Origin of the sequence: Cobetia marina, from assembly GCF_001720485.1 — a bacterium.
In the GTDB taxonomy this organism is placed as follows: domain Bacteria; phylum Pseudomonadota; class Gammaproteobacteria; order Pseudomonadales; family Halomonadaceae; genus Cobetia; species Cobetia marina.
This window is the reverse complement of sequence record NZ_CP017114.1, coordinates 1,832,061-1,858,841: the sequence shown is the minus strand read 5'-3', so window position 1 is coordinate 1,858,841 and position 26,781 is coordinate 1,832,061. Positions and strand designations below refer to the sequence as shown.

At 61.1% G+C, this 26,781-nt stretch carries 23 protein-coding genes, 1 pseudogene and 1 riboswitch; of the genes and pseudogenes, 21 read left to right on the top strand and 3 right to left on the bottom strand.

Going from position 1 to position 26,781, the window contains the following annotated elements; translation table 11 throughout:
* Nucleotides 1–26 precede the first annotated feature (26 nt).
* The 11 genes from BFX80_RS07855 to BFX80_RS07805 all read left to right on the top strand — a co-directional run bounded on the left by BFX80_RS07855 (nucleotide 27) and on the right by BFX80_RS07805 (nucleotide 11,036).
* Entirely contained in the window at nucleotides 27–437 is a 411-nt protein-coding gene (locus BFX80_RS07855; RefSeq protein ID WP_084208502.1) for an AtpZ/AtpI family protein, read from the top strand.
* A complete protein-coding gene (locus BFX80_RS07850) occupies nucleotides 419–817 on the top strand; it encodes an N-ATPase subunit AtpR (RefSeq protein WP_084208501.1) in 399 nt (132 codons plus the stop codon). Before BFX80_RS07855 ends, BFX80_RS07850 begins: the two co-directional genes overlap by 19 nt.
* Nucleotides 814–1,668: a F0F1 ATP synthase subunit A gene (locus tag BFX80_RS07845; protein ID WP_084208500.1), complete on the top strand. Its 855-nt coding sequence runs from the start codon at nucleotides 814–816 to the stop codon at nucleotides 1,666–1,668. The genes BFX80_RS07850 and BFX80_RS07845 overlap by 4 nt, the downstream gene beginning before the upstream one ends.
* A complete protein-coding gene (locus BFX80_RS07840) occupies nucleotides 1,665–1,913 on the top strand; it encodes a F0F1 ATP synthase subunit C (RefSeq protein ID WP_307722829.1) in 249 nt (82 codons plus the stop codon). Before BFX80_RS07845 ends, BFX80_RS07840 begins: the two co-directional genes overlap by 4 nt.
* A gap of 4 nt (nucleotides 1,914–1,917) precedes the next feature.
* A complete protein-coding gene (locus BFX80_RS07835) occupies nucleotides 1,918–2,796 on the top strand; it encodes a F0F1 ATP synthase subunit delta (RefSeq protein ID WP_084208499.1) in 879 nt (292 codons plus the stop codon).
* Nucleotides 2,786–4,402: a F0F1 ATP synthase subunit alpha gene (locus tag BFX80_RS07830; protein WP_084208498.1), complete on the top strand. Its 1,617-nt coding sequence runs from the start codon at nucleotides 2,786–2,788 to the stop codon at nucleotides 4,400–4,402. Before BFX80_RS07835 ends, BFX80_RS07830 begins: the two co-directional genes overlap by 11 nt.
* A complete protein-coding gene (locus BFX80_RS07825) occupies nucleotides 4,399–5,376 on the top strand; it encodes a F0F1 ATP synthase subunit gamma (RefSeq protein WP_084208497.1) in 978 nt (325 codons plus the stop codon). Before BFX80_RS07830 ends, BFX80_RS07825 begins: the two co-directional genes overlap by 4 nt.
* Before the next feature lie 105 nt (nucleotides 5,377–5,481).
* Nucleotides 5,482–7,233, top strand: a complete 1,752-nt coding sequence (locus BFX80_RS07820; protein WP_084208496.1) for a PHA/PHB synthase family protein — start codon at nucleotides 5,482–5,484, stop codon at nucleotides 7,231–7,233.
* Between the two features lie 140 nt (nucleotides 7,234–7,373).
* Nucleotides 7,374–8,147, top strand: a complete 774-nt coding sequence (gene fabI, locus BFX80_RS07815; protein WP_084208495.1) for an enoyl-ACP reductase FabI — start codon at nucleotides 7,374–7,376, stop codon at nucleotides 8,145–8,147.
* Complete coding sequence (locus BFX80_RS07810; protein ID WP_084208494.1) at nucleotides 8,134–9,705, top strand: bifunctional enoyl-CoA hydratase/phosphate acetyltransferase; 1,572 nt, start codon at nucleotides 8,134–8,136, stop codon at nucleotides 9,703–9,705. Before fabI ends, BFX80_RS07810 begins: the two co-directional genes overlap by 14 nt.
* Nucleotides 9,702–11,036: an acetate/propionate family kinase gene (locus BFX80_RS07805; protein ID WP_240499709.1), complete on the top strand. Its 1,335-nt coding sequence runs from the start codon at nucleotides 9,702–9,704 to the stop codon at nucleotides 11,034–11,036. Before BFX80_RS07810 ends, BFX80_RS07805 begins: the two co-directional genes overlap by 4 nt.
* A gap of 147 nt (nucleotides 11,037–11,183) precedes the next feature.
* On the opposite strand, the gene BFX80_RS07800 is transcribed toward BFX80_RS07805, so the two are convergent.
* Complete coding sequence (locus BFX80_RS07800; RefSeq protein ID WP_240499708.1) at nucleotides 11,184–12,467, bottom strand: pyridoxal phosphate-dependent aminotransferase; 1,284 nt, start codon at nucleotides 12,465–12,467, stop codon at nucleotides 11,184–11,186.
* Between the two features lie 494 nt (nucleotides 12,468–12,961).
* Between BFX80_RS07800 and BFX80_RS07795 the strand changes: the two genes are divergently transcribed.
* The 5 genes and pseudogenes from BFX80_RS07795 to BFX80_RS07775 all read left to right on the top strand — a co-directional run bounded on the left by BFX80_RS07795 (nucleotide 12,962) and on the right by BFX80_RS07775 (nucleotide 19,322).
* Nucleotides 12,962–15,154, top strand: coding sequence for a TonB-dependent siderophore receptor (locus BFX80_RS07795; protein WP_084208493.1), 2,193 nt, complete (start codon nucleotides 12,962–12,964; stop codon nucleotides 15,152–15,154).
* Nucleotides 15,155–15,285: 131 nt separating this feature from the next.
* The gene (locus BFX80_RS07790; RefSeq protein ID WP_240499707.1) at nucleotides 15,286–16,350 is read left to right on the top strand and encodes an iron-siderophore ABC transporter substrate-binding protein; all 1,065 of its coding nucleotides are present in this window, start codon (nucleotides 15,286–15,288) and stop codon (nucleotides 16,348–16,350) included.
* Nucleotides 16,310–17,362: pseudogene (locus tag BFX80_RS07785) on the top strand (FecCD family ABC transporter permease). Before BFX80_RS07790 ends, BFX80_RS07785 begins: the two are co-directional and overlap by 41 nt.
* Nucleotides 17,359–18,516, top strand: a complete 1,158-nt coding sequence (locus tag BFX80_RS07780) for a FecCD family ABC transporter permease (protein WP_157109456.1) — start codon at nucleotides 17,359–17,361, stop codon at nucleotides 18,514–18,516. Before BFX80_RS07785 ends, BFX80_RS07780 begins: the two are co-directional and overlap by 4 nt.
* The gene (locus tag BFX80_RS07775) at nucleotides 18,513–19,322 is read left to right on the top strand and encodes an ABC transporter ATP-binding protein (RefSeq protein WP_084208492.1); all 810 of its coding nucleotides are present in this window, start codon (nucleotides 18,513–18,515) and stop codon (nucleotides 19,320–19,322) included. Before BFX80_RS07780 ends, BFX80_RS07775 begins: the two co-directional genes overlap by 4 nt.
* A 722-nt stretch (nucleotides 19,323–20,044) precedes the next feature.
* On the opposite strand, the gene BFX80_RS07770 is transcribed toward BFX80_RS07775, so the two are convergent.
* Both BFX80_RS07770 and BFX80_RS17820 read right to left on the bottom strand, forming a co-directional pair.
* On the bottom strand, nucleotides 20,045–21,079 hold the full coding sequence (locus BFX80_RS07770) for a sensor histidine kinase (protein WP_084208491.1): 1,035 nt from the start codon (nucleotides 21,077–21,079) through the stop codon (nucleotides 20,045–20,047).
* A 12-nt stretch (nucleotides 21,080–21,091) separates the two neighbouring features.
* Nucleotides 21,092–21,733 carry a hypothetical protein gene (locus tag BFX80_RS17820; protein WP_157109455.1) on the bottom strand — a complete coding sequence of 214 codons (642 nt, stop codon included), beginning with the start codon at nucleotides 21,731–21,733 and terminating at the stop codon, nucleotides 21,092–21,094.
* Nucleotides 21,734–22,074: 341 nt separating this feature from the next.
* A riboswitch (guanidine-I (ykkC/yxkD leader) is annotated at nucleotides 22,075–22,183 on the top strand.
* Nucleotides 22,184–22,236: 53 nt separating this feature from the next.
* Here BFX80_RS17820 and BFX80_RS07765 point away from each other — a divergent pair.
* The 5 genes from BFX80_RS07765 (at nucleotide 22,237) to BFX80_RS07745 (ending at nucleotide 26,749) form a co-directional block, all read left to right on the top strand.
* Nucleotides 22,237–23,394 (top strand): putative urea ABC transporter substrate-binding protein, encoded by a 1,158-nt coding sequence (locus BFX80_RS07765; protein ID WP_084208490.1) that lies wholly within the window; start codon nucleotides 22,237–22,239, stop codon nucleotides 23,392–23,394.
* Nucleotides 23,395–23,503: 109 nt separating this feature from the next.
* Complete coding sequence (locus BFX80_RS07760) at nucleotides 23,504–24,328, top strand: ABC transporter permease (protein ID WP_077371317.1); 825 nt, start codon at nucleotides 23,504–23,506, stop codon at nucleotides 24,326–24,328.
* Complete coding sequence (locus BFX80_RS07755; protein ID WP_084208489.1) at nucleotides 24,325–25,206, top strand: ABC transporter ATP-binding protein; 882 nt, start codon at nucleotides 24,325–24,327, stop codon at nucleotides 25,204–25,206. Before BFX80_RS07760 ends, BFX80_RS07755 begins: the two co-directional genes overlap by 4 nt.
* Nucleotides 25,190–25,948 (top strand): urea amidolyase associated protein UAAP1, encoded by a 759-nt coding sequence (locus BFX80_RS07750; protein ID WP_084208488.1) that lies wholly within the window; start codon nucleotides 25,190–25,192, stop codon nucleotides 25,946–25,948. Before BFX80_RS07755 ends, BFX80_RS07750 begins: the two co-directional genes overlap by 17 nt.
* A gap of 90 nt (nucleotides 25,949–26,038) precedes the next feature.
* Nucleotides 26,039–26,749: an urea amidolyase associated protein UAAP2 gene (locus tag BFX80_RS07745; RefSeq protein ID WP_084208487.1), complete on the top strand. Its 711-nt coding sequence runs from the start codon at nucleotides 26,039–26,041 to the stop codon at nucleotides 26,747–26,749.
* The last annotated feature ends 32 nt before the right edge of the window (nucleotides 26,750–26,781 follow it).

The window sequence follows — 26,781 nt, the reverse complement described above, 5'->3', positions numbered from 1 at the left end:
CTCCCACCCACCGGGGACTTGCGCGAATGCAACACGACAAGAAGCCTTCCGACAGTCATCAGAGTGCTGGACAGAGTCCCCATCAGAGCGTTGATCACGGCTCACGAGAACGCCCCTCCCAGGACACCCAGCGCCACGGCGCCGCAACGCAGGCGCAGGGTGCGGCGAGCGAACGGGACCCCCTGGTCAAGGCCGTGCGCCAGCGTCGCGCTCGCCATGCCCAGTGGCAACGTGAGGGGGATCTTTCTGTGGGACGCCGCTTGGCGCAGATAGGCGTACTGGGCTGGATTGTCATCACACCCACCCTGGCAGGGCTCTATACCGGTCGCTGGCTGGATGAGCGCGCGGGTACGGCGCTGTTCTGGAGCGCCCCCCTGATGATGGCCGGCGTCTGCCTGGGGGGCTGGAGTGCCTGGAAATGGATGAACGCGCGATGATGACACTCGACTTCATGCAGGGTCAGTCCATGTCAGTACTGCTGCCAGTGTGTCTGCTGGCAGGCATGGCATTGGGATATGGCTACTTCCGTACGCTGCGAATGACCACTGAACTTGTCGTGACTCGTGGTCATCCCCTATGGGCAGTGGCCCTGACACTGGCCCGGCTCGGGCTGATGGTGGTCGGTCTCCATGTCGCCGTGCAGGCAGGGGCGCTTGCACTACTCGCAACGCTGGCAGGAATACTCATCACCAAGGGGCTGATGGTGCATCGCCCATCCTCGCCCCCCAGTCACTCGGCGACTGACGGCGTGACGCAAGCCCTGTCTCAGCACGCCGCCTGCTCGTCAGGCACGTCTGCAAGGGAGGACGACAGGTGAATTCTCCGCTGACATCAGAGGCACTCTTTCATCTGGGCCCCGTGCCCATCACAGCCGCCATCATCACGACCTGGGTCATCATGGCCGTACTGGTCGCAGGCGCCTGGGGCATGACACGCCGCCTGACCCTGATACCCGATAGACGCCAGGCAGCACTGGAGCTGCTGGTATCGACTCTCGATGTGCAGATCCGTGAGACCAGTGGCGTTGAGCCAACACCGTATCGCAGTTTCATCGGCACGCTGTTCCTGTTCATCCTGGTCGCCAACCTGTCATCGCTTCTCCCCGGGGTCGAACCTCCGACTGCCCAGATGGAAACGGATGCCGCGCTGGCCCTGCTCGTCTTCGTGTCCATCATCTGGTTCGGCATTCGGGGCGCAGGCGTCAAGGGCTATCTCAAGTCGTTCGCGGCGCCCAATGTGGTGATGATTCCCTTGAACATTCTGGAGAGTCTCACCCGTACCTTCTCCATGTTCGTCCGCCTGTTCGGCAATGTGATGAGTGGCGTTTTCGTCATCGGAATCGTCGCATCACTGGCAGGACTGCTGGTACCGATTCCCCTGATGGCGCTGGATCTTCTGACCGGTCTGGTACAGGCCTACATCTTCGCCATCCTGGCGCTGGTCTTCATTGCCTCGACGGTCGAGGAAGGCCGCGCGTCTTTCAATTCCGAGCCTGATTCCAGGACCAGTGCCAGTGCCAGGAACGGGGACGGAGACGGAGACAAGGACAAGGACAGTGCGCATCAGACTGTCGTCCCACCACTCACGCCTCAACCACTCACGCCTCAACCACTCACGTCCCAGCAGCCCACCTCTCGCACATCGACTTCCCAGCAGGAGAACTCATGATGGATTGGATCGCCTTTGCCAGTGTCATCTCCGCAGCATTTGCCGTGGCGTTCGGCGCCATAGGGCCAGCGCTCGCGGAGGGCCGTGCCGTGGCCGCCGCCATGGACGCCATCGCTCGCCAGCCGGAGGCCGCCAATACGATCTCGCGTACGCTGTTCGTTGGCCTGGCGATGATAGAGACCACTGCTATCTACTGCCTGGTGATCGCGTTGTTGCTGCTGTTTGCCAACCCATTGCTGGCGTGAACTGATGACTATCGACTGGTGGGGAATCGGGTTGCAGGCACTCAACGTGCTCATCCTGATCTGGCTGCTCTCGCGCGTGCTGTGGAAGCCTGTCTCACAGGCCATCGAGCAGCGCCGCGCAACGGCACAGGCCACGCTCGACGCCGCCGATGACGCGCACACCGAGGCGGACAGACGTCTTGCCTCATTGAACGCGGCGCATGCCAACATCGCGGCAGAGCGCAGCGCCCTGCTCAAGGAGTCAAGCCTGAAGGCCGAAGCGCAAGGTCGTGAGACGCTCGCCCAGGCGCGCCAGCAGGCTGAAGCACTGCTGAGCAGTGCTCACGACGCCATCACGCGCGAGAGTGACCTCATACGTCAGCAAGACACCCAGCATGCCCTGTCGTTGGCGGTAGCGATTGCCACAAGACTGCTTGCGCCACTGGATAACGCCGCCGTCCATGCCGCCTTCCGTGAGCGCCTGCACCACAAGATCACCACACTGACCCGGCATGAGCGTGATGCCCTGACAGGGGCGCTTCAGCATGCCCCGGCAGCGAAGCAGCCCCCCGCCCACCCGGCAAGGGGGGCAGAGGCTGCCATGACGCGCGAGATTGCTGACACTGCACCGTCAGGCAACGTGCTCAGCATCATCACTGCAGCCCAGCTGTCAGCAACCCAACAGGCGGAGCTGAAAGATCTCCTCACGCGCGAGCTGGCCCCCCTGCCCAGCCTGAGGTTTGAGGTCGAGCCGGCCCTGTTGGGGGGAGTGGAATTGCGCAGTGCGCACTTTGCCCTCAACAACAGCTGGCAATCAGACCTCAGCGTGCTGGCCAAGGCCTTTGAAGCCATGCCGACACCTCCCTCCGCCAGCAGCCCGCGGGAGACGCAGCATGTCAGCTGACACACCGGCGTGGCGCGTGAACGCGCAAGACACCTTGCAACACACGACGTTTGCTCCCCAGACCGAGCATCGCGGACGCGTCGAGGAAATCGGTGACGGCGTCGCGATGATCTCCGGGCTCAAGAATGTCGGGCTGGAGGAAGTGCTGCAATTTTCAGGCGGCCAGGTCGGCTTCGCGCAGGTGCTGAACGATGACAGCATCGGCTGCGTGCTGCTGGACACCAGCACGGCTGTCCAGGCGGGAGACACCGTGCGCGGCACGGGAGATGTCGTGAAGGTGCCGGTCGGTGACGCCTTGCTGGGACGCGTGATCGACCCCCTCGGGCGTCCGCTGGATGGCAAGGGGGAGATCACCACCACGCAGACCCTGCCCATCGAGCGCCCGGCACCGTCGATCATCGAGCGAGATCTGGTCACCGAGCCAGTACAGACCGGCATCATTGCCGTCGATACGCTGTTCGCCCTCGGCCGCGGCCAACGCGAACTCATCGTCGGTGATCACGCCACCGGCAAGACGACGCTGGCCATCGATACGATGATCGCGCAGCGCAGCAGTGACATGATCTGTCTGTATGTCGCGGTCGGCCAGAAGACGTCCAGCGTGCGACGTGCCATTGATGCGCTGACCTCTCAGGGCAACTTTGCGCGCTGCATCGTGATGGTCGCAGGCTCGGCCTCGGCGCCAGGCCTGCAGTGGATTGCCCCTTATGCCGGCATGACGATGGCGGAGCATTTCCGCGACACGGGCCAGCATGCCTTGATCGTGATCGATGATCTTTCCAAGCATGCGGCCACCCACCGCGAGATTGCGCTGCTGACACGCCAGTCACCCGGCCGCGAGGCCTATCCGGGGGATGTCTTCTATCTGCACGCTCGCCTTCTGGAACGCGCCGCCAAGCTATCTCCTGCCAAGGGCGGCGGCTCGCTGACCGCGCTGCCCATCGCGGAAACCGACTCCGGCAATCTATCGGCCTATATTCCGACCAACCTGATCTCGATCACCGATGGCCAGATCGTGCTGGACGCCGCGCTCTTCCATCAAGGACAGAAACCCGCAGTGGATGTCGGCTTGAGCGTCAGTCGTGTCGGCGGCAAGACCCAAGCGCCAGTACTGCGCAAGGCCGCGGGTACGCTGCGGCTGGATTACGCGCAATTTCTGGAACTCGAAGTCTTCACGCGTTTCGGCGGCATGCCGGATGGTCACGTGCGTGACCAGCTTCGCAGGGGGGAGTGCATTCGCGCGATTCTCCGCCAGCCTCAACATCAACCGCTGCGTCTCATCGACGAGGTCGCACTGCTGAGCGCCCTGCATGCCGGACTGCTGGATACGCTGTCGCCGCCGGCACTCGCCTCCTTGCGTACTGCCTTGCCAGATGCACTGGATCGTGAGACTCAGACGGATCGTTCGCTTCAATCACCTTGTTCCCCGGCACTTGCACAGGGCGGGATGCAGGATGACACCCGCGAAGCACTGCTCAACATGATGAAGCCACTGATCACCACTGCGGTACAAGGCAATCCGCCAGACACCGGGCCCCCTGGAGGGCATGAGTCTGATGGCAAGGCCAACACCGGGGCGGCATCGACGTCGGAGGACATCTCATGACAGAACGTCTCTCCGATATCAGTGCCCGCATCGAGGGAGTGCAGCAGCTGGGGGCCGTGGTCAACGCCATCAAGGGCATTGCCGCCGCGCGGGCCCGCACCGCCAAGGCGCAGGTGGCAGCCGTGGATCGCTACAGCGAGCTGATCTCAAGCGCTCTGGCGTATGCAATGCCGCCGGAAGACACCGTCACACCGAGTCGTTCATCGCGGCGTGCTGACACCCTTCCCCGTGGCGTCTCTTCTGCTCAGAACGTCGCGATCGAGCAGTCTGCTCCCGGCACGGCACTGGTGCTGTTTCTCGCTGAGCAAGGCTTCGCCGGTGCCTTCAGTGAACGCGTACTGGATAGCGTCATGCCGCAGATCACGCAAGGCATGACAGCGCCGCTGATGATCATCGGCACTCGCGGTCTCGTCGTCGCCTCGACACGCGAAGTGATACCCGAGTGGTCTGCCGCCATGCCCTCACATTCTCTCGGCATCCCGACGCTTGCCGATGACATCACGCACGCCATTGACGCTGCACGCGAGCAACAGCCCTTTACCCACCTCGATATCGTCTATACGCGCTGGCTCAAGGGCCGGCCCCAACTGATACGCCAACCGCTCCTTCCGCTGTCACGCAATGGCGTGATGGCAGATGCGCACAAGGTCTCGCCCGTGGCGACGCATACCGGCGAGGCATCCACTTATCGACGCGCGACTCCTTATCGACGCGCGACTTCGCTGATGCAGTTGCCCCGCGAGCAGCTTGTCACGCGCCTGGGACAGGAGCATCAACATGCGCGTCTCTGTCAGGCCGCACTGCACGCCTTTGCGGCCGAGAATGAAGCGCGCATGGAGGCCATGACCTCGGCAGCCACTCAGATCGAACGTGAACTGGAGGATTTCAAGGCCACGCTGCGCCAGGTACGACAAGAATCCATTACCGCTGAAATCATCGAGCTTGGCACCGGCGCGGCCGCAGGCAATCCGTGAGGTGGCCTGCCAGAGAAGCTGATGGAGATCAGGCTCTGACGCTCGTGCCAGGCCTATGATGCGACAAGTGATAGAGCGCCTGCTCTACACATCCCAGGAGGCTTCATGCTGAATCCATCCAGCGATCCAACAGCGACAATCAAGGCGCCACCCGAAGGCGAGTCAACCCTTTATGAGACGATCGACCGCATCGTTCACGCAGGCGTTGCCAGATCCACGCTGGGACTGGCGCCGTCAGTGCTTGGTGAGGCCTGGATGGACTGGGCGATACACCTGGCCATTTCCCCGGGCAAGCAACTCAACCTGGTGGAATCAGCCCTCAGAGGGAACATGGCGATCTGGCATACGGCCCTTGGTATCGGCGCGAACGATGACGCAGAGGACAGGAGGTTTGCCGACGATGCCTGGCAGGTACTGCCCTTCAATGTCTGGTCACAGGCACACCGTCAGACCTGGCAATGGTGGCAAGACGCCATGTCACAGGTTCATGGCGTGTCGCCAGAACACGAAAATCTGATGGCCTTCGTGACGAGTCTGGTCGTCGACACGACCGCTCCCTCAAACTTCCCGGCAACCAATCCCGAGGTAATGTCGGCGACCGTGAGCGAAAAGGGCCAGAACCTGGTGAGGGGCGCACAGCATCTGCTGGAAGACCTGAGACGTATGGGCGAAACAGCGAAGACAGTAACCCCGCCTCCCCCCGAGGTGGGACATACCCTGGCAGTCACGCCCGGCAAGGTCATCTTCCGCAATGCACTGATCGAACTCATCCAGTACACGCCGACCACAGGTAGCGTGCACCCCGAGCCGATACTGATCGTGCCGGCCTGGATCATGAAGTACTACATTCTCGACCTTTCGCCCGGAAACTCGTTCGTCCGTTTCCTGGTGGGACAGGGGTACAGCGTATTCATGCTGTCCTGGACCAATCCTGGCGCCGATAAGCGCGACCTCGGCATGGATGACTACCGCCGACTGGGCATCATGGATGCCGTCGACGCCATACAGGCCATTACCCAGGCCTCCAGGCTGCACGCGGTCGGCTATTGCCTTGGCGGTTCGCTGCTGGCAATCGCCGCAGCGGCGATGAGCCGTGACGGAGATGATCGCCTGGCCTCGGTCAGCCTTCTGGCCGCGCAGGTCGACTTCACCGAGGCCGGTGAACTGCGCCTCTTCATCAGCGACTCACAGGTCACGCTGATCGAGGACATGATGGCAGACAAGGGCTACCTGTCTTCCGACCAGATGGCCGGCACCTTCGCCCTGCTGCGTGCACGTGATCTGATCTGGACGCCAGCAGTGAAGCACTATCTGTTGGGACAACGCCGTCATTCCTTCGACCTCATGATCTGGAATTCGGATGCCACCCGCATGCCAGCGCGCATGCACTCGGAATACCTGCGCCGCTTGTTCCTGAACAACGACCTGGCAGAGGGCCACTATCACGTCGGTGACAAGGCGATCAGCATCTCGGACATCCGCGCACCGATCTTCGCAGTCGGTACCGAGGACGACCACGTCGCCCCCTGGCATTCGGTCTACAAGCTTCACTTGTTCGTCGATGTGGACATGACCTTCGTGCTCACCAGCGGGGGCCACAATGCGGGGATCGTCTCTGAGCCTGGCCATCAACATCGCCACTTCCGTATCGCCGATACCGCGGCGAATGCTGCCTTCCGAGACCCTGACGAATGGCTTGCCGACGTGGCGCCGCAGGACGGCTCATGGTGGCCAGCCTTTGCGAGCTGGCTCGATGGGCATTCCGGCACACCTGTCTCTCCGCCACCGATGGGGGCTTCGACAGGACGTTACGTTGCCCTGTGCGACGCCCCCGGCAGCTATGTCCTGCAAACCTGACGTCTTGCAACTCTGGTGCCCAGCAACTCTGGTGCCCAGCAACTCTGCTGCCAAGCAACTCTGGTGCCCAGCAAACCTGGTGCCCAGCAACTCTGGTGTCGTGAAGGCCTGATGCCAGCCCACATGAGTGAGGCAATCTGATGGAACGAGACACACATCTCCAAGGAAAGGTAGCCCTGATCGTCGGCGTGGCAAATTCTCATTCCATCGCTAGCGGCTGCGCGCACGCCTTTGCCGCAGCAGGTGCCGAAATGGCACTGACCTATCTCAATGACAAGGCCCACCCCCATGTCCAAGCCGTGGCGGATGACGTCGGCGCGCACCTTTTGCTGCCGCTGGACGTCGAGGTCGATGGGGAAATGGAAGCCGTCTTCGCAGCGATAAAGGCACGCTGGGGCCGACTCGACATTCTCGTGCATTCCATCGCCTACTGCCCAGCCGAGGATTTGCAGGGCCGTGTAGTGGATTGCTCGCAAGCTGGTTTCCTGCGGGCGATGGATATCTCGGTGCACTCATTGATTCGCATGGCGCGATTGGCGGAACCGCTGATGGACAAGGGTGGCAGCCTGTTGACCATGAGCTATTACGGTGGTGAGAAGGTCGTGGACCGCTACAACGTCATGGGACCGGTAAAGGCCGCGCTGGAAGGTACCGTGCGCTCATTGGCGGTAGAGCTGGGGCCACGCGAAATCCGCGTCAATGCTCTCTCACCCGGCCCGCTGCTGACTCGCGCGGGATCTGGCATCGCTCACTTCGATGAACTCATCGATGCCGCCAGGCAACGCTCACCGCAAAGATCACTCGTCAGCATCGAAGAGGTCGGCAAGGTAGCCGCAATGTATGCCAGTGACGCCACCCGCCTCATCTCAGGTGAAACGATCCATATCGACGGAGGTCTTCATGTCCGAGCATGATGCAGGCAGCCCTGATGACAGCGCACTCGGCACAGGCACTCAAGAGACAAGCGCATCTGGCACGGGGGCAGAAGACACGGGGGCAGAAGACACGGACGCCCATGAAAAGCCCTCAGTGGCACCACCGGGAGTCGACAAGACGACCTCTTTGCGGGTACAGGAAAGCCTGCAATATGTCGAGAACCGCACCTATGACGAGATCAGGGTCGGGGACAGCGCCACGCTCAGCCGGACACTGAAGCCTCAAGATATCCAGCTGTTTGCCGTGATGTCCGGTGACGTCAATCCCGCGCACGTGGATGAGGAGTTTGCGAGCTCTGCCATGTTCCATGGCGTCATTGCCCATGGCATGTGGGGCGGCGCACTGATATCGGCAGTGTTGGGTACCGAGCTTCCCGGTCCCGGCACCATATTTCTCGACCAGACCCTCTCCTTCAAGGCGCCGGTGCGCGTCGGCGACACGATAGACGTGCGCATTGCCGTCAATGCCAAGCTGCCACGGGGACGACTGGTGCTGGCATGCACCTGCACCAACCAGCACGGCAAGATCGTCATCGAGGGCGAAGCGCGCGTCATCGCACCAGACAGGAAGATCCGCCGCCCGCGCGTGGTACTGCCGGAGGTACACCTGCATGTGCAGGGTGCGCAATATGCCCGCCTGATTGCCGCGACACGTGAGTTGCCCGCCATTGTGACGGCGGTGGTGCATCCCTGTGATGCCCTGTCGCTGACCGGTGCGCTGGAAGCTGCAGGCCGCGAGATCATCGTGCCCATCCTGATCGGCCCTCGGACGAAGATCGAGGCTGCCGCCAGCGCCGCCGAGCTGTCGCTTGACGGTATTGACATCATTGATGTCCCTCACAGTCACGCCGCAGCGGCGGCAGCAGTCGCACTGGTTCGCTCCGGTACGGTCGGCGCCTTGATGAAGGGGTCGCTGCATACTGATGAACTGATGGAGGCCGTGGTCGACAGCCATCTGGGGCTCAAGACCGAACGCCGCATCAGCCATGTCTATGCGCTGGATGTTCCGACCTATCCCAAGCCATTGCTGGTCACGGACGCCGCGATCAATATTTATCCGTCCCTCATCGACAAGCGCGATATCGTTCAGAACGCCATCGACCTCATGCAATCCCTCGGTGTGGCCTTGCCGAAGGTCGCGCTGCTCTCGGCCGTGGAAACCGTCAATCCGCACATCACCTCCACGCTGGATGCGGCTGCGCTGTGCAAGATGGCGGATCGCGGCCAGATCACCGGCGGGCTGCTCGATGGTCCACTGGCCTTCGACAATGCCATCTCGGCCAAGGCAGCCAGCGAAAAAGGCATTCAGTCTCTCGTGGCCGGTGATGCCGACATCCTGATAGCGCCAGATCTCGAGGCCGCCAACATGATCGCCAAACAGCTGATCTACCTGGCGGGCGCAGATGCCGCCGGAATCGTGCTGGGCGCGCGCGTACCGATCATCCTCACCAGTCGCGCCGATAGCCTGTTGGCCCGTCTGGCCTCCTGCGCCCTGGCGCAGCTGTATCTCAGCCACCATACGGATGCGCTGCCATGACAGAGGTGACCGATGAGACGACAAGGGTGGCGACGAAGGAACTGACGAGCGAGACGCCGAGCGGACGGATGACAGACTCGCTACCTGAGGTAGAGGTGGGGACGGAGGCGGAGGCGCTGCCGGGAGTGAAAGCGGTGAAAGATGCCACCTTGGTGATGAACGCTGGCTCCTCGAGTCTCAAGTTCGCCGTCTATGCCAACGAATCAGACGGCCCCCGGATGCGCCTGCGCGGCAAGATCTCCGGCATCGGCACACATCCGAGCATCTCGGCGCACGACGCCGACGGCCAACCACTGCAACCAGACCAGCTGATGGCCGTATGGCCAGAGGCGGATCACGAAGCACTGATACCTCCGCTGCTCGATTGGTTGGAACACCATGAAGAGGACATGACGATTACCTGTGCCGGGCATCGAGTCGTGCATGGCGGTCGCCGGCATCGTGGCCCGGCCAGAGTGACGCCCGCCCTGCTTGAGGAACTGGAGACGCTGATTGCCCTGGCGCCGCTGCATCAGCCGCACAATCTCGCGGCGATTCGCTGTCTGGCCGCCACGGCCCCGCATCTGACGCAGATCGCCTGTTTCGACACCAGCTTTCATCGCACACAGGACCCGCTCGCCCAGCAATTCGCCCTGCCTCGTCACCTGACGGACTCAGGTGTGCTGCGCTATGGCTTTCACGGCCTGTCTTATGAGTACCTCGCCAGCCAGCTGCCTCATTGCCTGGGAGCCGCCGCCGAGGGAGCCGTCATTGCTGCCCACCTGGGAAATGGTGCCAGCCTGTGTGCCATGCGCGAGCGAAGGAGCGTCGCGACCAGCATGGGGTTCACTGCGCTGGAAGGACTGATGATGGGACAGCGTTGTGGCTCACTGGACCCTGGTGTCGTGCTGTATCTGCTGGAATCGCTGGGCATGTCGATACGGGACGTCTCACAGCTGCTTTACGAGCAATCCGGGCTGCTGGGTGTCTCGGGCATCAGCAATGACATGGCAGAGCTTGAAGCACATGCCGCGCCCGAGGCCCGCACCGCGATCGCGCTCTTCTGCTACCGAGCGGCCAGTGAAATCGCGGCTCTCGCCACCGCCCTGGGAGGCCTCGACAGCATCGTCTTCACCGCCGGAATCGGTGAGAACTCCTCACGGGTGCGCCAGCTCATCATCTCGCGGCTTGGCTGGCTGGGGGCCAGGCTGGACGCCGATGCCAATGCACGCCATGAACGCAAGATCAGCAGTGACGAGTCACGCATCGGCATCTACATCATTGCCACCGATGAGGAGATCGTCATCGCGCAGGAGGCACACGACAGGGTGCATCTGTGTCCCGGTGTCTAGTGGAAAACAAGAAGGAATGGCCTGGCGGGGCGCAATGATGGCCGGCAGGTGCATGGCGGCACAAGACACCATCCACATCAGCCAAAAAACGCCCGCAATGGCGGGCGTTTGAGAGGCAGCAGCCAATCCGGGATACGTCGATGCGGATCACACCACGCCTTTCGCCTTCATCTCGCGCAACACGGCTGACACGTAGTGCATTTCCGCCGGGGTGCCCAGCGACATGCGACACCAGCCGTCTGCCGGCGGGAAGGCACGGCCGATCAGCACATGACGCGCCTTCATGTCCGCCTGGAATTCCTTGAGCGGCCTGGAAATGCGATGGAAGACGAAGTTGGTCTGACTGGGTAGATACTCCCAGCCCAGCTCATCGAGCGTCGCGGTGAAGATGGCACGCGCTTCGTCGTTGCTCTGCTTGCTGTGGGCCAGAAACTCCGGTGACTGCATCGAGGCCGTCGCCGCCATGACCCCGGGGTAGGACAATGTCATGGCGTCATCTTCCACGTAATGCGAGACATGCTCGAGACGCTCGGCATCGCCCACCGCATAGCCGACCCGCAGTCCCGCCATGGCGTGGATCTTGGAGAAGGTCTTGAGCACCAGCACGTTCTTCGCGCCCCCCGCCACCAGACTGTCCGCGGAGCGGAAGGCCGGGTCATTGACGAATTCGGCATAGGCCTCATCGATGATGAACAACGTGTCGGAGCGGCTGGCATTGACCCAGGCGTAGAGCGCATCGCTGGAGATGATGGTCGAGGTCGGGTTGTTGGGATTCACCAGATAGACGATGGACGGGCCGGCGTGGTCCGCCACGGCCTGCTGCATGTCGGAGAGCTTGAACGACCAGTCCTCACGCGAGGATGGCACCTTGTTGATCGCCAGATCATAGAAGCCGGCGTACAAGGCACCATCGCCGTAGGTGAGTTCCGGGATGACCAGCTGAGTGTCCGGAGTCGCATGCGCCAGCACGCTGGCCCGAATCGCATCGGAAGAGCCCGGCGTGAACAGCACGCTTTCAGGGGTCACCTTGTGATGCGTCGCCACCAGTGACTGCAACTTGCCCATGTGGGCGAAGGGATAACGATTGGAATGCGCGATGGACGCCGAGGCCGCACGCTGCGCCGAGGGGGCCATGCCGAGGGCATTCTCGTTGTAGTTGAGTCGCACCGGCGCCTTGGCCGAAGGCGTGAGCGTGGCCGCCGTCGCGGGGGCCTCCTTGGCGAAGGCCTGCGGAATGCCGGGGAGGAACTGTCCGAGGGCCGCGCCGGCAAGCGCTGCGCCACTCATGCCCAAAAAACCGCGCCGTGAGGGAGACGCCGGCCGCGCCTTGCGCGCCGTCTCCCCTGCGCCCGGCCCTGTCATGCCTTGCTCATGAAGGCTCTGCTGTGGCCCAACCGCCTCTGCTACCACCGCCTCTGAAACGTCAGTCATGTCATGTCCTTGTCGTTATATTTATTGATACTTTATGAGCAAAACCAACATATAAGACTTTCGTAAGCCTCACAATCCATCACGCGGTTGCGCCGCCGTAACCCGATGCCCCGCTTCTCGCAACGCCGCCAGGGGCCACTGCCGGCGGGCACGTCTTTCCCTTGCCCCTTTTCCCTTGCCCGTTATCAGCGAGCCGCTTTTCGCCGGCCGCTTTTCGCCGGCCCTTCCCTCGCACTTCTCTTCAGCACCTATCCAGCACCTCTCCAGCGCCTCTCTCCAGCACCTCTCCAGCGACTTTCTTCAATGCCTCCCTTCAGTTCTTCTCAGCAATTCTTCTCACCAACGCCGGCAGCATGGGCATCAACGTGCGAAAAGTTCCTCGATTCGTGCAAAGTCTGGCGCTGCGCAAAGGTTTTCTGGCATTTCGCAAAACATCGGCCGCCCCTCACAGTGAATAATAATCATTCTTATAAAAGCACTCAGGGAACGCCAACGTGTCACATCCATCCGCGCCATCTGCACTGCCGCTGTCACGACTGACCCTCGCCATCGCGCTGGCTAGCGCTGCATCTCCCAGCCTGGTGTCGGCTGACGAGACGCGTGAGCTACAAGCCATGACCATCGTCGGTGAAGCGCAGACCTCCACCACCGAGTTGACCCGTGACTACACGGTCGGCGCCAGCACCCGCGCCAATGGCCTGACGCTGTCACCGCGCGAGACACCGCAGTCGATCAGCTTCCTGACCCGCCAGCAGATGGAGGATGAGGCGCTCACCAGCACCACGGAAGCCGTCAACCGCCTGCCAGGGGTGTCCTCCAATCGTCTCGATGGCACGCGCACCAACTTCCAGTCGCGTGGCTACTCGATCCGCAATTTCCAGTTCGATGGTCAGCAGAGCAACACCAGCAGCTTCTGGCCCTTCGGTGACGCCGAGTGGGACACCGCCATCTATGACCGCGTCGAGGTGATTCGCGGGGCCACCGGCCTGATGACCGGGGTGGGCGATCCCTCCGCCACCGTCAACTTCGTGCGCAAGAAGCCGCTGGAGGAAGCCGCCGCCAGCGTGACCGGTGCCGTGGGCAGCTGGGACCGCCGCCGTGGTGTGGTGGATGTCAGCACGCCGCTGGATGACGCCGGCAAGGTCGGCGTACGCTTCGTGGCCGCCAAGGACCGCTCCGACAGCTTCATGGATGACGTGGAGAATGACCGCGAGACCCTCTACGGCGTGATCGCCGCGGAACTGACACCGGATACCGAACTGAATGTCGGCGTCGAATACCAGCGCTACGACCAGGACGGCGCCTATCTGGGCGTGCCGCTCTACTACACCGACGGCTCGCGGACCGATTTCGATCAGTCAGTCGCCAACAATACCGAGTGGGCCCACTTCTTCACCGAGAACACGCGTGGCTTCGCGGACCTGACCCACTACTTCGCCAATGGCTGGAAGGCGACCGCCGCCTACAGCCACGGCGACGCCAATTACGGGCTGACCTACAACTACCGTGGCGGCTATGTGGACCGTGACAACGGCATCCTCTACTACGACACCAACCGCCAGGTACCCACCGGCTCCTATCTGCTGGACTACCGCGGAGACCGGACCCAGAAGAACCTCAACCTGAGCGCCGAAGGTCCCTTCGAGCTGTTCGGTCGCGAGCATCAACTGGGCTTCGGCTATATGCAGCTGAAGGAAGAGTACGAGATCTGGAGTCGCACTCCGGCGAGCAGCGTGCCGGCGCTGGGCAGCTTCACCGATCGTGACGACCCGGCACTGGCCGAGCCCGAATGGGGCGAGTGGGGCCTGAGCGATGACACCGAGACTAGGCAGGAAGGCTTCTACGCCGTCACGCGTTTCTCGCTGGCAGACCCCGTGCATCTGATCCTCGGTGCCCGCCTGACGGATTGGGAGATCGACCAGAACTACCGCGGTGAGCGCAGCTATGAGTACAACGACGAGTTCACGCCCTATGCCGGCCTGATCGTCGATATCACCGACAACCTCACCGCGTACACCAGCTACACGCAGATCTTCAACACCCAGAGCGAACGCGCCCCCGATGGCGCCCTGCTCGATCCGCTGGAAGGCACCAGCTATGAAGCGGGCCTGAAGGCCGAGCTGTTCAATGACCGCGCTGACGTGTCCTTCGCCGTCTTCCGCAGCGAGCAGGACAATCTGGCCGTCGAGATCCCCGGCGTCTATGTCGCGGGCACTACCGATCAGGCCTACACCGAATCCGACGGCGCGGTGGTGGAAGGGTTCGAGCTGGAAGTGGCCGGTGAAGTCGCCCCGGGCATCAACCTCTCCGCCAGCTACGCGCTGGTGGATGCCGAGGATTCCGATGGCACCCAGCTCAATACCAGCTATCCACGCCAGCAGGCCAAGGTCTACGCCACCTGGCAGCTGCCCGGTGACTGGTCACGCCTGACCCTGGGCGCCGGCGGCACCTGGCAGGGCGACACCTATCGTGACGCCGATACCCCGACCGGCACCGCCAAGGTCGGTCAGGGCGATGTCTTCCTGGCCAACGCCATGGCGCGCTATCGCATCAATGACCACTTCAGTACCCAGCTCAACGTCTCCAACCTCTTCGATGAGGAGTACTACACCCAGCAAGGCTTCTACAGCCAGTACCTCTATGGTGCGCCGCGCAGTGCCCTGCTGAGCATGACCTACGACTTCTGAGGACAGGCGCGTCATTTCTCATGGCCAGCCTTTCCGATGGCCAGCCTTTCCGATGGCCAGCCTTTCCTCTGGACAGCCCCTCACGATGTAGGGGCTGTCATCCGCGACCCGATTGAAAAAAGGATTCTCCCTTGCGACTCACACGACTTTCCTGCGCCATTGGCCTGGCCATCATGGCCGCCAGTCTCGTGCCTGCCGCCCAGGCACAGGCATCAGCGACATCTCACGCTGACACCCCCTCCACGGTATCCGCGTCTGACGCCTCACCAGCGGCAGGGCACGCCCAGCACTACCCGACCACCCTCCAGCACGCCTTCGGCACGACGGTCATCGAGGAAAAGCCGCAGCGCATCGCCACCGTCGCCTGGGCCAATCATGAGGTGCCGCTGGCACTCGGCGTGGTACCGGTGGGCTTTCCGCGCCAGGCCTTCGGGGATGACGACGATGACGGCATGATGCCGTGGGTCAAGGCGCGCCTGGAGGAGCTTGACGCCGGCGAGTACACGCTGTTCGACGAGGGCGATGGCATCGATTTCGAAGCGGTGGCCGCCAGCCAGCCGGACGTCATCCTGGCGGCCTATTCCGGCATGAGCGAGGCCGACTATCAGACACTGAGCAAGATCGCGCCGGTGGTGGCACGTCCGGGGCCGCGCTGGTCCTCCAGCTGGCGCGACATGATCCGCCACGACAGTGCCGGCATGGGCATGGCCACCGAGGGTGAGGCGCTGATCGAGCGTCTCGAGGCCCGGATCGCCGAGAACATCGCGGATCATCCCGAGATCCAGGGCAAGTCGATCATCGTGATCAGCCACATCGACCCCACCAATCTGAGCCGCATCGCCTTCTACAACGACAACGATGCCCGAGTGCGCTTCTTCCACGAGCTGGGCATGGTCTCGCCGCCATTCGTCAGCGAGACCGCCGTCGAGGGTCGCTTTGCCGGTCAGATCAGCGCCGAGCGCCTCGATGAGCTGGCCGATGTCGATATCGTGCTGACCTACGGTGGCCAGCCGCTGATCGACCGCCTCAACGAGCATCTGCTGACCTCCCGCCTGCCCGCCATCCAGCAGGACGCCGTGGTGCTGCTGGAGAACGGCCCGATGGGCACTGCCGCCAACCCCACACCTCTCTCGATTCCCTGGGTACTCGACGACTATGTTGACCAGCTGTCCGTCGCCGCCCGCAAGGGCGAGTGATCTCACGCCGCTGTCGGCCAGCCGTCAGCGGCGCTGGCTGGGCACCCTGCTGCTATTGCTGGCGCTGTGTGCAAGCCTCGCCCTGTCGGTGGCCTTCGGTGCGCGCGTAACCCACTGGGCCGACATCACGGGGCTGCTGGACGGCTCGCTGGATTCGATGGCCGAGGCCGCCGTGGCCAGCCGCCTGCCGCGCACCCTGCTGGCCATGCTGGCCGGGGCGGCGCTGGGCGTGTCGGGCGCCGTGATGCAGGGCCTGACCCGCAACCCGCTGGCAGACCCGGGGCTGCTCGGCGTCAATGCCGGAGCGGCGCTCGCCGTGGTGATCGGCATCGCCTGGTTCGGCATCCAGCAGGCCAGCGACTATCTGTGGCTGGCCATTCTCGGGGCGGGGCTGAGCGCCGTGGTGGTCTATCTGATCGCCAGTCTCGGGCGTGGCGGGGCGACCCCGCTGCGCCTGGCACTCTCCGGGGCCGTCATCTCCGCGGCGCTGAGCTCTCTGAGCACGGCCATCATCCTGCCGCGCGCCGACATCGGCGGGCTGATCCAGTCCTGGTTGATCGGCGGTGTCGGCGGCGCGACCTGAGCACAGATCACCCCGGCGCTGCCCTTCCTGCTCAGCGGCCTGCTGATCTGCGGGCTCTCGGCGCGCCGACTCAACCTGCTGGCGCTCGGCGATGACATGGCCAGCGGGCTGGGCGAACGCGTGGCGCGGGTGCGGGTGATGGCGGCACTGGGCGCGATTCTGCTATGTGGTGGCATCACCGCGGTATGTGGCCCCATCGCCTTCGTCGGGCTGGTGGTGCCGCATGTCTGCCGCCTGATGGTGGGCAGCGATTACCGCTGGATTCTGCCGCTCTCGGCGCTGGCTGGTGCCCTGCTGCTGACCTCGGCGGACATTCTCGGACGTCTGATCGCACGCCCCGCCGAACTGGACGTGGGCATCATGACGGCGCTGGTCGGCGCACCGTTCTTCATCTGGATCGTCCGTCGCCACAAGGTGAAATCACTGTGAGCCCTCTCCTGCCTGACGCCTCGTCTGCGATTCATCCCACCTCGCGTGCCACCCTGACGCGCCTGCGGCGTGCCCGACAGCGCCAGCGCCGCCTCACCCTCTGGGGATTGCTGGCCGTAGTGCTCGCCGTCTTCAGCCTGGTCCTGATGCAGGGACAGCGCTTCATTCCCCCACTCACGGTGCTTCAGGTACTGCTGGGCGAGAACGTGCCGGGGGCCAGCTTCATCATCACCGAGCTGCGCCTGCCGCGTGCGCTGGTCGCGATTCTCGCGGGCTGCTGCTTCGGACTGGGCGGCGCCGCCTTCCAGGCCATGCTGCGCAATCCGCTGGCCAGTCCGGACATCATCGGCATCAGTGCCGGCGCCAGCACGGCGGCGGTATTCGCCATCGTGATGCTGTCACTGAGCGGCACGCTGGTGTCATTGCTGGCGATTGCCGCCTCGCTTGGCGTGGCGCTGCTGATCTACACCCTCTCCTGGCGAAAGGGGGTGGCCGGGGCACGGCTGATACTGGTCGGTATCGGACTGGGCGCCATGCTGCAGAGCATCACCGCGTATCTGCTGACGCAGGCGCCCAGCTGGTCATTGCAGGAAGCGCTGCGCTGGATGACCGGCAGCCTCAACAGCATCACCCTGAGTCAGCTACCACCACTTGCCGTGGCACTGGGCCTGCTGGGCAGCTTGCTGCTGATGATGAGTCGGCATCTGGACGTCATGCGCATGGGCGATGACATGGCCAGCGGTCTCGGCGTGCGGCTCTCGCTCACGCGCTTCATCATCATTCTCTCGGCGGTCGGGCTGGTCGCCTGCGCCACGGCGGTGGTCGGCCCGGTGGCCTTCGTCGCCTTCGTCAGCGAGCCCATCGCGACGCGCCTGTTCCGGCGGCGCGGCTCCATGCTGATCCCGGCCGCCCTGATCGGGGCATTGTTGATGCTGGTCGCCGACTTCATCGGCCAGTTCCTGCTGCCTGCGCGCTATCCGGTGGGCGTGGTGACAGGCGTGCTGGGCGCACCGGTGCTGCTGTTGCTGCTGATGCGGGAACATCAGGGGCCCGGCCCCTCAGGGCGCAGACAACGACGCGGCAGGCAGCCGACGCCGCCATCTTCCTCCTCCGCTCCTCACCGCCCGTCATCTCAGCGAGTCGTTTCCTCATGACCCACCCTTCCCTGTGCGTGAATGGCCTGACGGCAGGCTATGCCGAGCGGCCGGTGCTCGAGTCGATAGACCTCGACATCGCTCCGGGCGAGATCACCGTGATCGTCGGCGCCAATGCCTGCGGCAAATCCACCCTGCTGCGCACGCTCTCGCGCCTGCTGCCTCCCTCGCGGGGCGAGGTGCTGCTGGATGGCAAATCGATCCACCGCCTGCCGGCACGCCAACTGGCCCGCCAGCTGGGGCTGCTGTCCCAGTCACCGATCGCCCCGGAAGGCATCACGGTGCTGGATCTTGTCAGCCGAGGGCGTCACCCGCATCAAGGGCTGTTCCAGCGCTGGACGCGTGACGATGACACCGCGGTGCTGGCAGCCCTCAACGCCACCGACACCGCCGCACTCGCCGAACGCGCGGTGGATGAACTCTCCGGCGGACAGCGTCAGCGTGTCTGGATTGCCATGGCGCTCGCCCAGCAGACGGACATTCTGCTGCTGGATGAGCCCACCACCTTCCTCGACATCAATCATCAGGTGGAAGTGCTCGACCTGCTGACGGACCTCAACCACGCTCGCGGCACCACCATCGTGATGGTGCTGCATGAACTGAACCTGGCCGCACGTTACGCGGATGTGCTGATCGCCATGTCAGACGGCCAGATTCATGCCAGTGGCCCGCCCGAGCAGGTACTCACACGCGAGATGGTCAAGGAGGTGTTCGGGCTGGAAAGCCACATCACGTCGGACCCCGTCACCGGCAAGCCGATGATGGTGCCCGTCGGGCGTCATGGGATGAAAGCCAAGACATACTGAAAATTCAGTCGTAATGCTCGCGGGCAAAGAAAAGTGACCTGCCCCCTGTAGAAGGGGGCAGGCCAAACAAGTCCATTGGCCGGAACTTGAGTGCAGCAGCTACAAGCGACACTTCAACAGCTAAACACTGGGAATCCCCGGCAGGTACCGACCCAACGCCGCCCCGGCAATTGCCGCCCCACTCATGCCAGGACACCACGACGCGAACGCGATGAGGGAAAGCCTTTCTCAACCGCCTGAACCACAGAAGACTCCTGCAGATCCTTCTCGACTACGTCTGTCATCGTGTGTCCTTTATCTATCGCTGCTGCCCTTTTACCTTGTGTGAAGCCACACGGGAAATCGGGAGCAAGCCGTTGTTTTTGTATGTGCTAATAAAGCACCACCAAAGTATAAGACTTTGGTGAGAGGCACAACGAACCGACGCGCCGGATCACGCAACCATGAGCCACAGCAATGGCAACCCCTTGGGAAAGCCGCGCGCTCTATCGAGAACGCTCGATAAGGCAGAAATAGAAGCAGCTCAAGACACGAAGACGCCGGCCAAAGGCCAGCGTCATAAATCCCATTCAAAGCTAAATCATCCAGTAGATTCCTGAGCAATCTACCTGATGACCCGGCTAACCAGCTGACGGGTGTTGTGCGAATTGCTGTTAGTATTCACAAGCAGGAGACTTAATAATAGATTAAATATATCATCAATACTGTTCAGCCAAAAACAATCACTTAGCTGTAGTAAAGCTCAACTTAAATTCGTTGACTTCATATTTAACGCCTAGCTGAGTTCTTTTATTTTCTGGTCTAACATTACTTTTAAATTCTATTTTCCCATCCATAGTTTTCAAAAGCTCCTTAACTATCCAAAGTCCAAGCCCCGTTCCATTACGATTTAGTTTAGTAGCTTCAACACCTGAATAATCTTTCTCAAAAATGCGTATTCTTTCGTCTTCTTTTACTCTTAAGCTAGTCATTCTAAAAGTCACTTCTAAAAAACCATCTACCTTCTGGAAGGAAATGTCCATCTTAGATTTCGGCAATATATATTTTTGTGCATTATGAAATATATGAGTGAGCGCAGCAGCAACGACATCAAAATCTGCATATATTACTTCATAACACTCTCCAAGAGCCACGTATACCTCTTTGTCCTTGAAATCTTCCAAGAAGATATTCATCACTAGCATCACGACTTTATGAATAGAGAACTGGAATGGATCTGGCTTATCTTTATTAAAAATTTTATTGTAAACAAGAATTTCTGACTTCTTAAGAGTCTCAATTTTAAGAAGATAAATAATAAGTTTTGCTATCTTTTCGTCATCATTATGAATTACACTTTTAATGCTAGCAATAATTTCATCACGAGAGCTGTCCATGAAGACTTCTTCGCTGAAATTCTCATAAATTCTTAGCACAGATAGAGAATTAAGATTTATCAAATTATGCAAATGCAATTTAAAGTTATCTCTATCCCTTCTTCGTGCAATTATTAATTCTTCAGATGAGGAAACTAAAGCATCAACATAAACAGAAAAAAACTCCCTAAATCTATTATTAGATTTAGCATTCTTATTAGTGCATAAAAAAACAACTCCACCATCATCAATTAGTTCTTTTTTCTGTATTCTTTTATCGTCAAACAACGGACATGTTAATTTATTTATATTGTTTGATGAAGTCTCAAGGCAATTACTACATCCAGCAATAGTTTTATCCACTACCTCAGTGCCGCGCTCTATTCTATAAACAACATCCATTGAGAATCCTTTTTATTGTAAAAATAAGCCAGCTATTGTTGCTATGCTACCCGCGTTCCCAATATTGAAAACCTTAGAAAAATTAGTTTGGGAATAGCCTCCCTTTCTATGTACGGCCTGCAAGTTCTTTATTACCTCATCTTTACTGAGCTTGATATTAAATTCTTTTTCAAGAGAGCTTCTCATACATGATACACAATAGTCTAATGTAAATATTTCTTTAGAATATTCTTCAATTAACGTGACGTATCGATATGGAACAACAGTCTTGTTTATACGCTTATCAGCTATTTCTAACTCTTCAGCAAAACGATCACCTTCGGATTCAGCCGAGTATACAACCACTTTTTTTTCAGGATATTTTTCTTTTAATGCTGAGACTAAGCCTAAACCCTCATTCTCAAACTTTAATGCCTTACCTACGCCCTGTATATCTACAAATATTATATGAGCCTCACTTACTAATGGTTCATCAAGGTTATTAGTATCTTCTTGAAGATGTACATTTATCCACCCGTAGCTTTTCAACACAGGGATCACAGGTGGAAGCTGATCGTCAATAAACAATATTTTAGTTTTTGTTTTTCTCACTGCAACATCTGGCTCAATATATGAAAATTCTTTCTTACCTTTACCCCAAAAGATATTAAACATTACTCTTCCTTGAGACCATAAAAATTTAAAAATAGCTATCATATGTTTTAACAATCTAAAACTCAGCCGATATTAACTTACAGCAATATTAAAATACGATCATGCGTCACTTGCAATATAGACTAAAGCAGCCATCTAAAATATTCACATCAACCAATTACAAAGGTGCATATAGGCTATTGCGCGCACCAAAATGAAGCAAAAATACTATTCAAAACCAATCCCGTGAATTTTCAGCCCACCTTAACCCCAAGAGCATTATGCAAGAGTCATAATGTGGCACGCTTTCTGCTAAACATTCAGCGAGGCACCGATAGGCATACAACAATCGAAAATCTACACCAATGGAGCGCTAGGGTTCCGGTGACTGGCTGATAGCCGTCACGACTGGTCCGAGAGCACTCGACCTCCAAGCTGGGGGTTACACGGCGGGACAAAAGCCCGGGAGACGCAACGCCTGAAAAGGTCGGCGCCTCTCACTTTTTCCGCCGGAGATAACGACAATGACCCAGCCCACTCGCCTTTCCCCGTCTACGACTTCCCTCTCGGATGCCTGCGCTCAGGCGCCATCCGCTGCTGTCGCATCTGATTCCCCTGCGGTATCCGCCGTATCCAGCAAGACCTCCCGACATGCCGCGCTGGCCGGCGCGCTGCTGCTTGGCGCATCGCTGAGCCCGCAGGCCATGGCGCAGAATTCCTTCAGCGTGTGCTGGTCGGTATATGCCGGCTGGATGCCGTGGGAATACGCGGATACCCAGGGTATCGTCGACAAGTGGGCCAAGAAGTACGACATCAATATCGATGTGGTGCAGGTCAACGATTACGTCGAGTCCATCAATCAGTACACCTCCGGCAATGTCGATGGCTGCGCCATGACCAACATGGACGCCCTCACCCTCCCTGCCGCCAGCAGCGTCGATTCCACCGCGCTGATTCTGGGCGACTACTCCGATGGCAATGACGGCGTGATGGTGCGCGACGGCGATTCCATCGAGTCCCTGAAGGACCGTGAGGTCAATCTGGTGCAGTTCAGTGTCTCCCACTACCTGTTGGCACGTGCGCTGGACAGCGTCGGCATGAGCGAGCGCGACCTCACCACCACCAATACCGGCGATGCCGATATCGTGGCGCTGGCCAGCAACCCGGATACCCAGGCCGTGGTCACCTGGAATCCGCAGCTGGCCACCCTCAAGGACATGCCCGGCTATACCGAAGTCTTCAACTCCAGCGACATCCCCGGCGAGATTCTCGATCTGATGGTCGTCAATACCCAGACGCTGAAGGACAACCCGGACTTCGGCCATGCGCTGGTCGGCGCCTGGTATGAGGTGATGGAGAAGATGAAGGCTGGCGATGAAGCCGCGCTCTCCCAGATGGCCGATGCCGCCGGCACCGACCTCGCCGGCTATCAGTCCCAGCTGGCCGCGACCCACATGTACTACACCCCCGCCGAGGCCGTGGCCGCCTTCAATGCGCCGAGCCTCAAGGACACCATGCAGCACATCGCCGACTTCAGCTTCGCGCAGGGGCTGCTGGGCGAAGGCGCGCCGGATGCCGGCTTCATCGGCATCGAGACGCCTGCCGGCATCGTCGGCAATGAGGGCAACGTGATGCTGCGCTTCGACCCGAGCTACACCGCCGCACTGGCCGACAGCCAGTAACGCCACGCGGTGGATGACGCGCACCAGCCGCAGGAAAGCTGTCTCTGTGGCTGGTGAACCGACCGCCTCCCTCGACCGCACCTCTCGTTCGCACCCGTGGAGCCCGCGCATGAAACGCCTGATCAATCTGACACCCTCCCGTGGTGGCCGCTGGCTGCTCGGTGGCCTGCCCTTCGCGCTGCTGGCCATCCTCTACATCGTGCAGTCCAACCAGCGACTGCTCGACAACCCCAACGACCGCCTGCTGCCGTCCTTCGCGTCCATGGGCGAGTCCTTCGCCAAGCTGGCCACCGAGGTCAACGTGCGCACCGGTGACCTGCCGCTGTGGACCGACACCTTCGCCAGCCTCGAACGCCTGCTGGCCGGCGTGCTGATCAGTGCGCTGATTGGCCTGAGCGTCGGCCTGCTCACCGGCGGCCTGCCACTGCTGCGCGCCAAGCTGTCACCGCTGATCACCGTGCTGTCCCTGATTCCGCCGATGGCGATCCTGCCGATCCTGTTCATCGCCTTCGGGACGGGTGAGCTGGCCAAGATCGCGCTGATCGTCATCGGCATCACGCCCTTCCTGATTCGCGACCTGCAGAATCAGGCCCTGCGCCTGCCCGATGAGCAGCTGATCAAGGCCCAGACCCTGGGCGCCAGCTCCTGGCAGGTGCTGACCCGCGTGCTGCTGCCGCAGCTGACCCCGCGCCTTCTGAGCGCCACGCGCCTGGCACTCGGCAGCGCCTGGCTGTTCCTGATCGCCGCGGAAGCCATCGCCGCCCAGGACGGCCTCGGCTATCGCATCTTCCTGGTGCGCCGCTATCTGGCGATGGACGTCATCCTGCCCTACGTGGCCTGGATCACGCTGCTGGCCTTCCTGCTCGACCGTCTGCTGGTGCTCGTCTCGACCCGCGCCTTCCCCTGGTACCACGCTGAGGAGAGCCAATCATGAGCCTGATCCACGCCAAGGGTCTCGAGAAGCACTACGGCCAGCAAGTGGTGCTGGAACGCATGAACCTGACCGTCGAGGCCGGGGAATTCATCACCCTGGTCGGCGCCTCGGGCTGCGGCAAGACCACCTTCCTCAAGCTGCTGCTGGGCACCGAAGGCGTCTCGCGCGGTGAGCTGCTGCTGGACGGCAAGCCCATCCCCGGCGAGCCGGGGCCGGACCGCGGCATCGTCTTCCAGAAGTATTCCGTCTTCCCGCACCTCACGGTGCTGGGCAACGTGATCATGGCCGAGGAGCTGGCGCGCGCCCCGCTGACCGGCAAGCTGTTCGGGGCCAAACGTCGCGAGGCACGGGTCGCCGCCGAGAAGCGCCTTGAAGAAGTCGGCCTGTCCCACGCGCTGGACAAGTACCCGCATGAGCTGTCCGGCGGCATGCAGCAGCGCCTCGCCATCGCCCAGGCACTGATGATGAAGCCGCGCATCCTCTTGCTGGATGAGCCCTTCGGCGCGCTGGACCCGGGCATCCGCAAGGACATGCACCAGCTCATCCTGCGCCTGTGGGAAGAGCAGCAGCTGACCATCTTCATGATCACCCACGACCTGAAAGAAGCGTTCGAGCTGGGCTCGCGCGTCTGGGTGTTCGACAAGGTGCGTGTCGACCCGCAGGCCCCGCAGGCCTATGGCTCGACCATCACCTACGACCTGCCCACCGAGCGCAGCAAGACCAAGGTGTCGTCTCAGCAGCCGGGCTCTGTCCAAACGAGCTCTGTCCAAACGAGCGCTGACCAACCGACGCCCGAGCACGAAACGCTGACGACGCCAGCCCACTCCGTTTCCCAAGCCACTCTCACCGGAGGCCAAATCAATGAACATACCGCTTGATGCCGCAACCACCGCCCGCGCCAGCTTCACCGCGAAGTATCAGACCCATCTGCCCGGCGGCCATCACTGGTCGATGCGCATGCCGCGTGGCAGCGCGCTCAAGCTGACCGCCCGCGAGGCCAACGCCAATGTCGGCCTGGTGATGTACAACCCGCTGGATCTGCTTGAGCGCCTCAATCTGCCGGACACCCTCAAGGGTCAGCACACCTTCCGCCTCACCGAAGGGCACTGCCTGTATTCCGACATGGGCCGCATCTTCGCCTCCATCATCCAGGATGATCTCGGCTGGCATGACAGCGCCAGCGGCAACCTGATGGAGCAGCACTTCGCCGCCAAGGGCTGGCACAAGAAGGCTTACCAGCAGGCCTTCAATGACTTCACGCCCAGCGGCCACGACAGCCTGCTGATCGAGATGGCCAAGTACGGCCTGAGCGAGCGCGACCTGTGCGCCAACCTCAATCTGTTCTCCCGCGTGCGCGCCGATGAAGACGCCAACCTGCACTACGTCGCGGACCACTGCGCCGCCGGCGACAGCGTCACCCTGCGCTTCGAGATGGACACCCTCGTCATGCTGCACACCTGTCCGCATCCGCTGGACCCCGCCGAGGAATATCCGCTGCGCGGCGTGGACATGACCTTCGGCACCGCGACACCGATGGACGAGCACGACGCCTGCTATCTGTCGCGCCCCGAGAATGCCCGCGCCTACGCCAACAATCAGCTCTATCACCTGGCGGGCTGAGGCATTCCCCGACAGCAGACGGACGCCACGCCGACGGGCTAGTGGCAACTGGAAACGACGCCCAAGATGACAAGGACAAAGGACAATCCCATGTGCACCTCGACGCTTGAACACCCCCATGCCCACACCCCGGCCACGACGGACGACGCCCCGCTGAGCTACGCAGACCCCGCACAGCAGCCGCGCGAGCTTGAGCGCACCGTCGAGGCCGGCGATCACTTCATCGGCCTGGTGCGCGCCGGTCAGCACCTGCGCATCACTGACCTGCACGGCAATCAGGCCGCCGACACCCTGTTCTTCTCGGCCGACGACACCGCCGAGCGCTACAGCGCGATGGACACCGTGCGCGAGCAGGGCAAGGTCTACCTGACCACCGGCACGGTGCTGTATTCCACCCGTGGCCGTGCGCTGCTGACCATCACCGGTGATACCTGTGGCCGTCATGACACCCTGGGCGGTGCCTGTTCCAGCGAGTCCAACACCGTGCGTTACGACCTGGAGAAGCGTCACATGCACTCCTGTCGTGACAACTGGATGCTGGCCATCGCCCGCTACCCGAAGTACGACCTGACCAAGCGCGACATCGGCCACAACATCAACTTCTTCATGAACGTGCCGGTCACCGCCGATGGCGGCCTGAGCTTCGAGGACGGCCTGTCCGCCCCGGGCAAGTACGTCGAGATGGTCGCCGAACGTGACGTCTACGTGCTGCTCTCCAACTGCCCGCAGCTCAACAACCCCTGCAACGGCTATGACCCGACACCGGTCGCCATCCGCATCAGCGACTCGCCACTGAGCTGAGCCACTGAGCTGAGCCGCCGAGCTGACAGCGA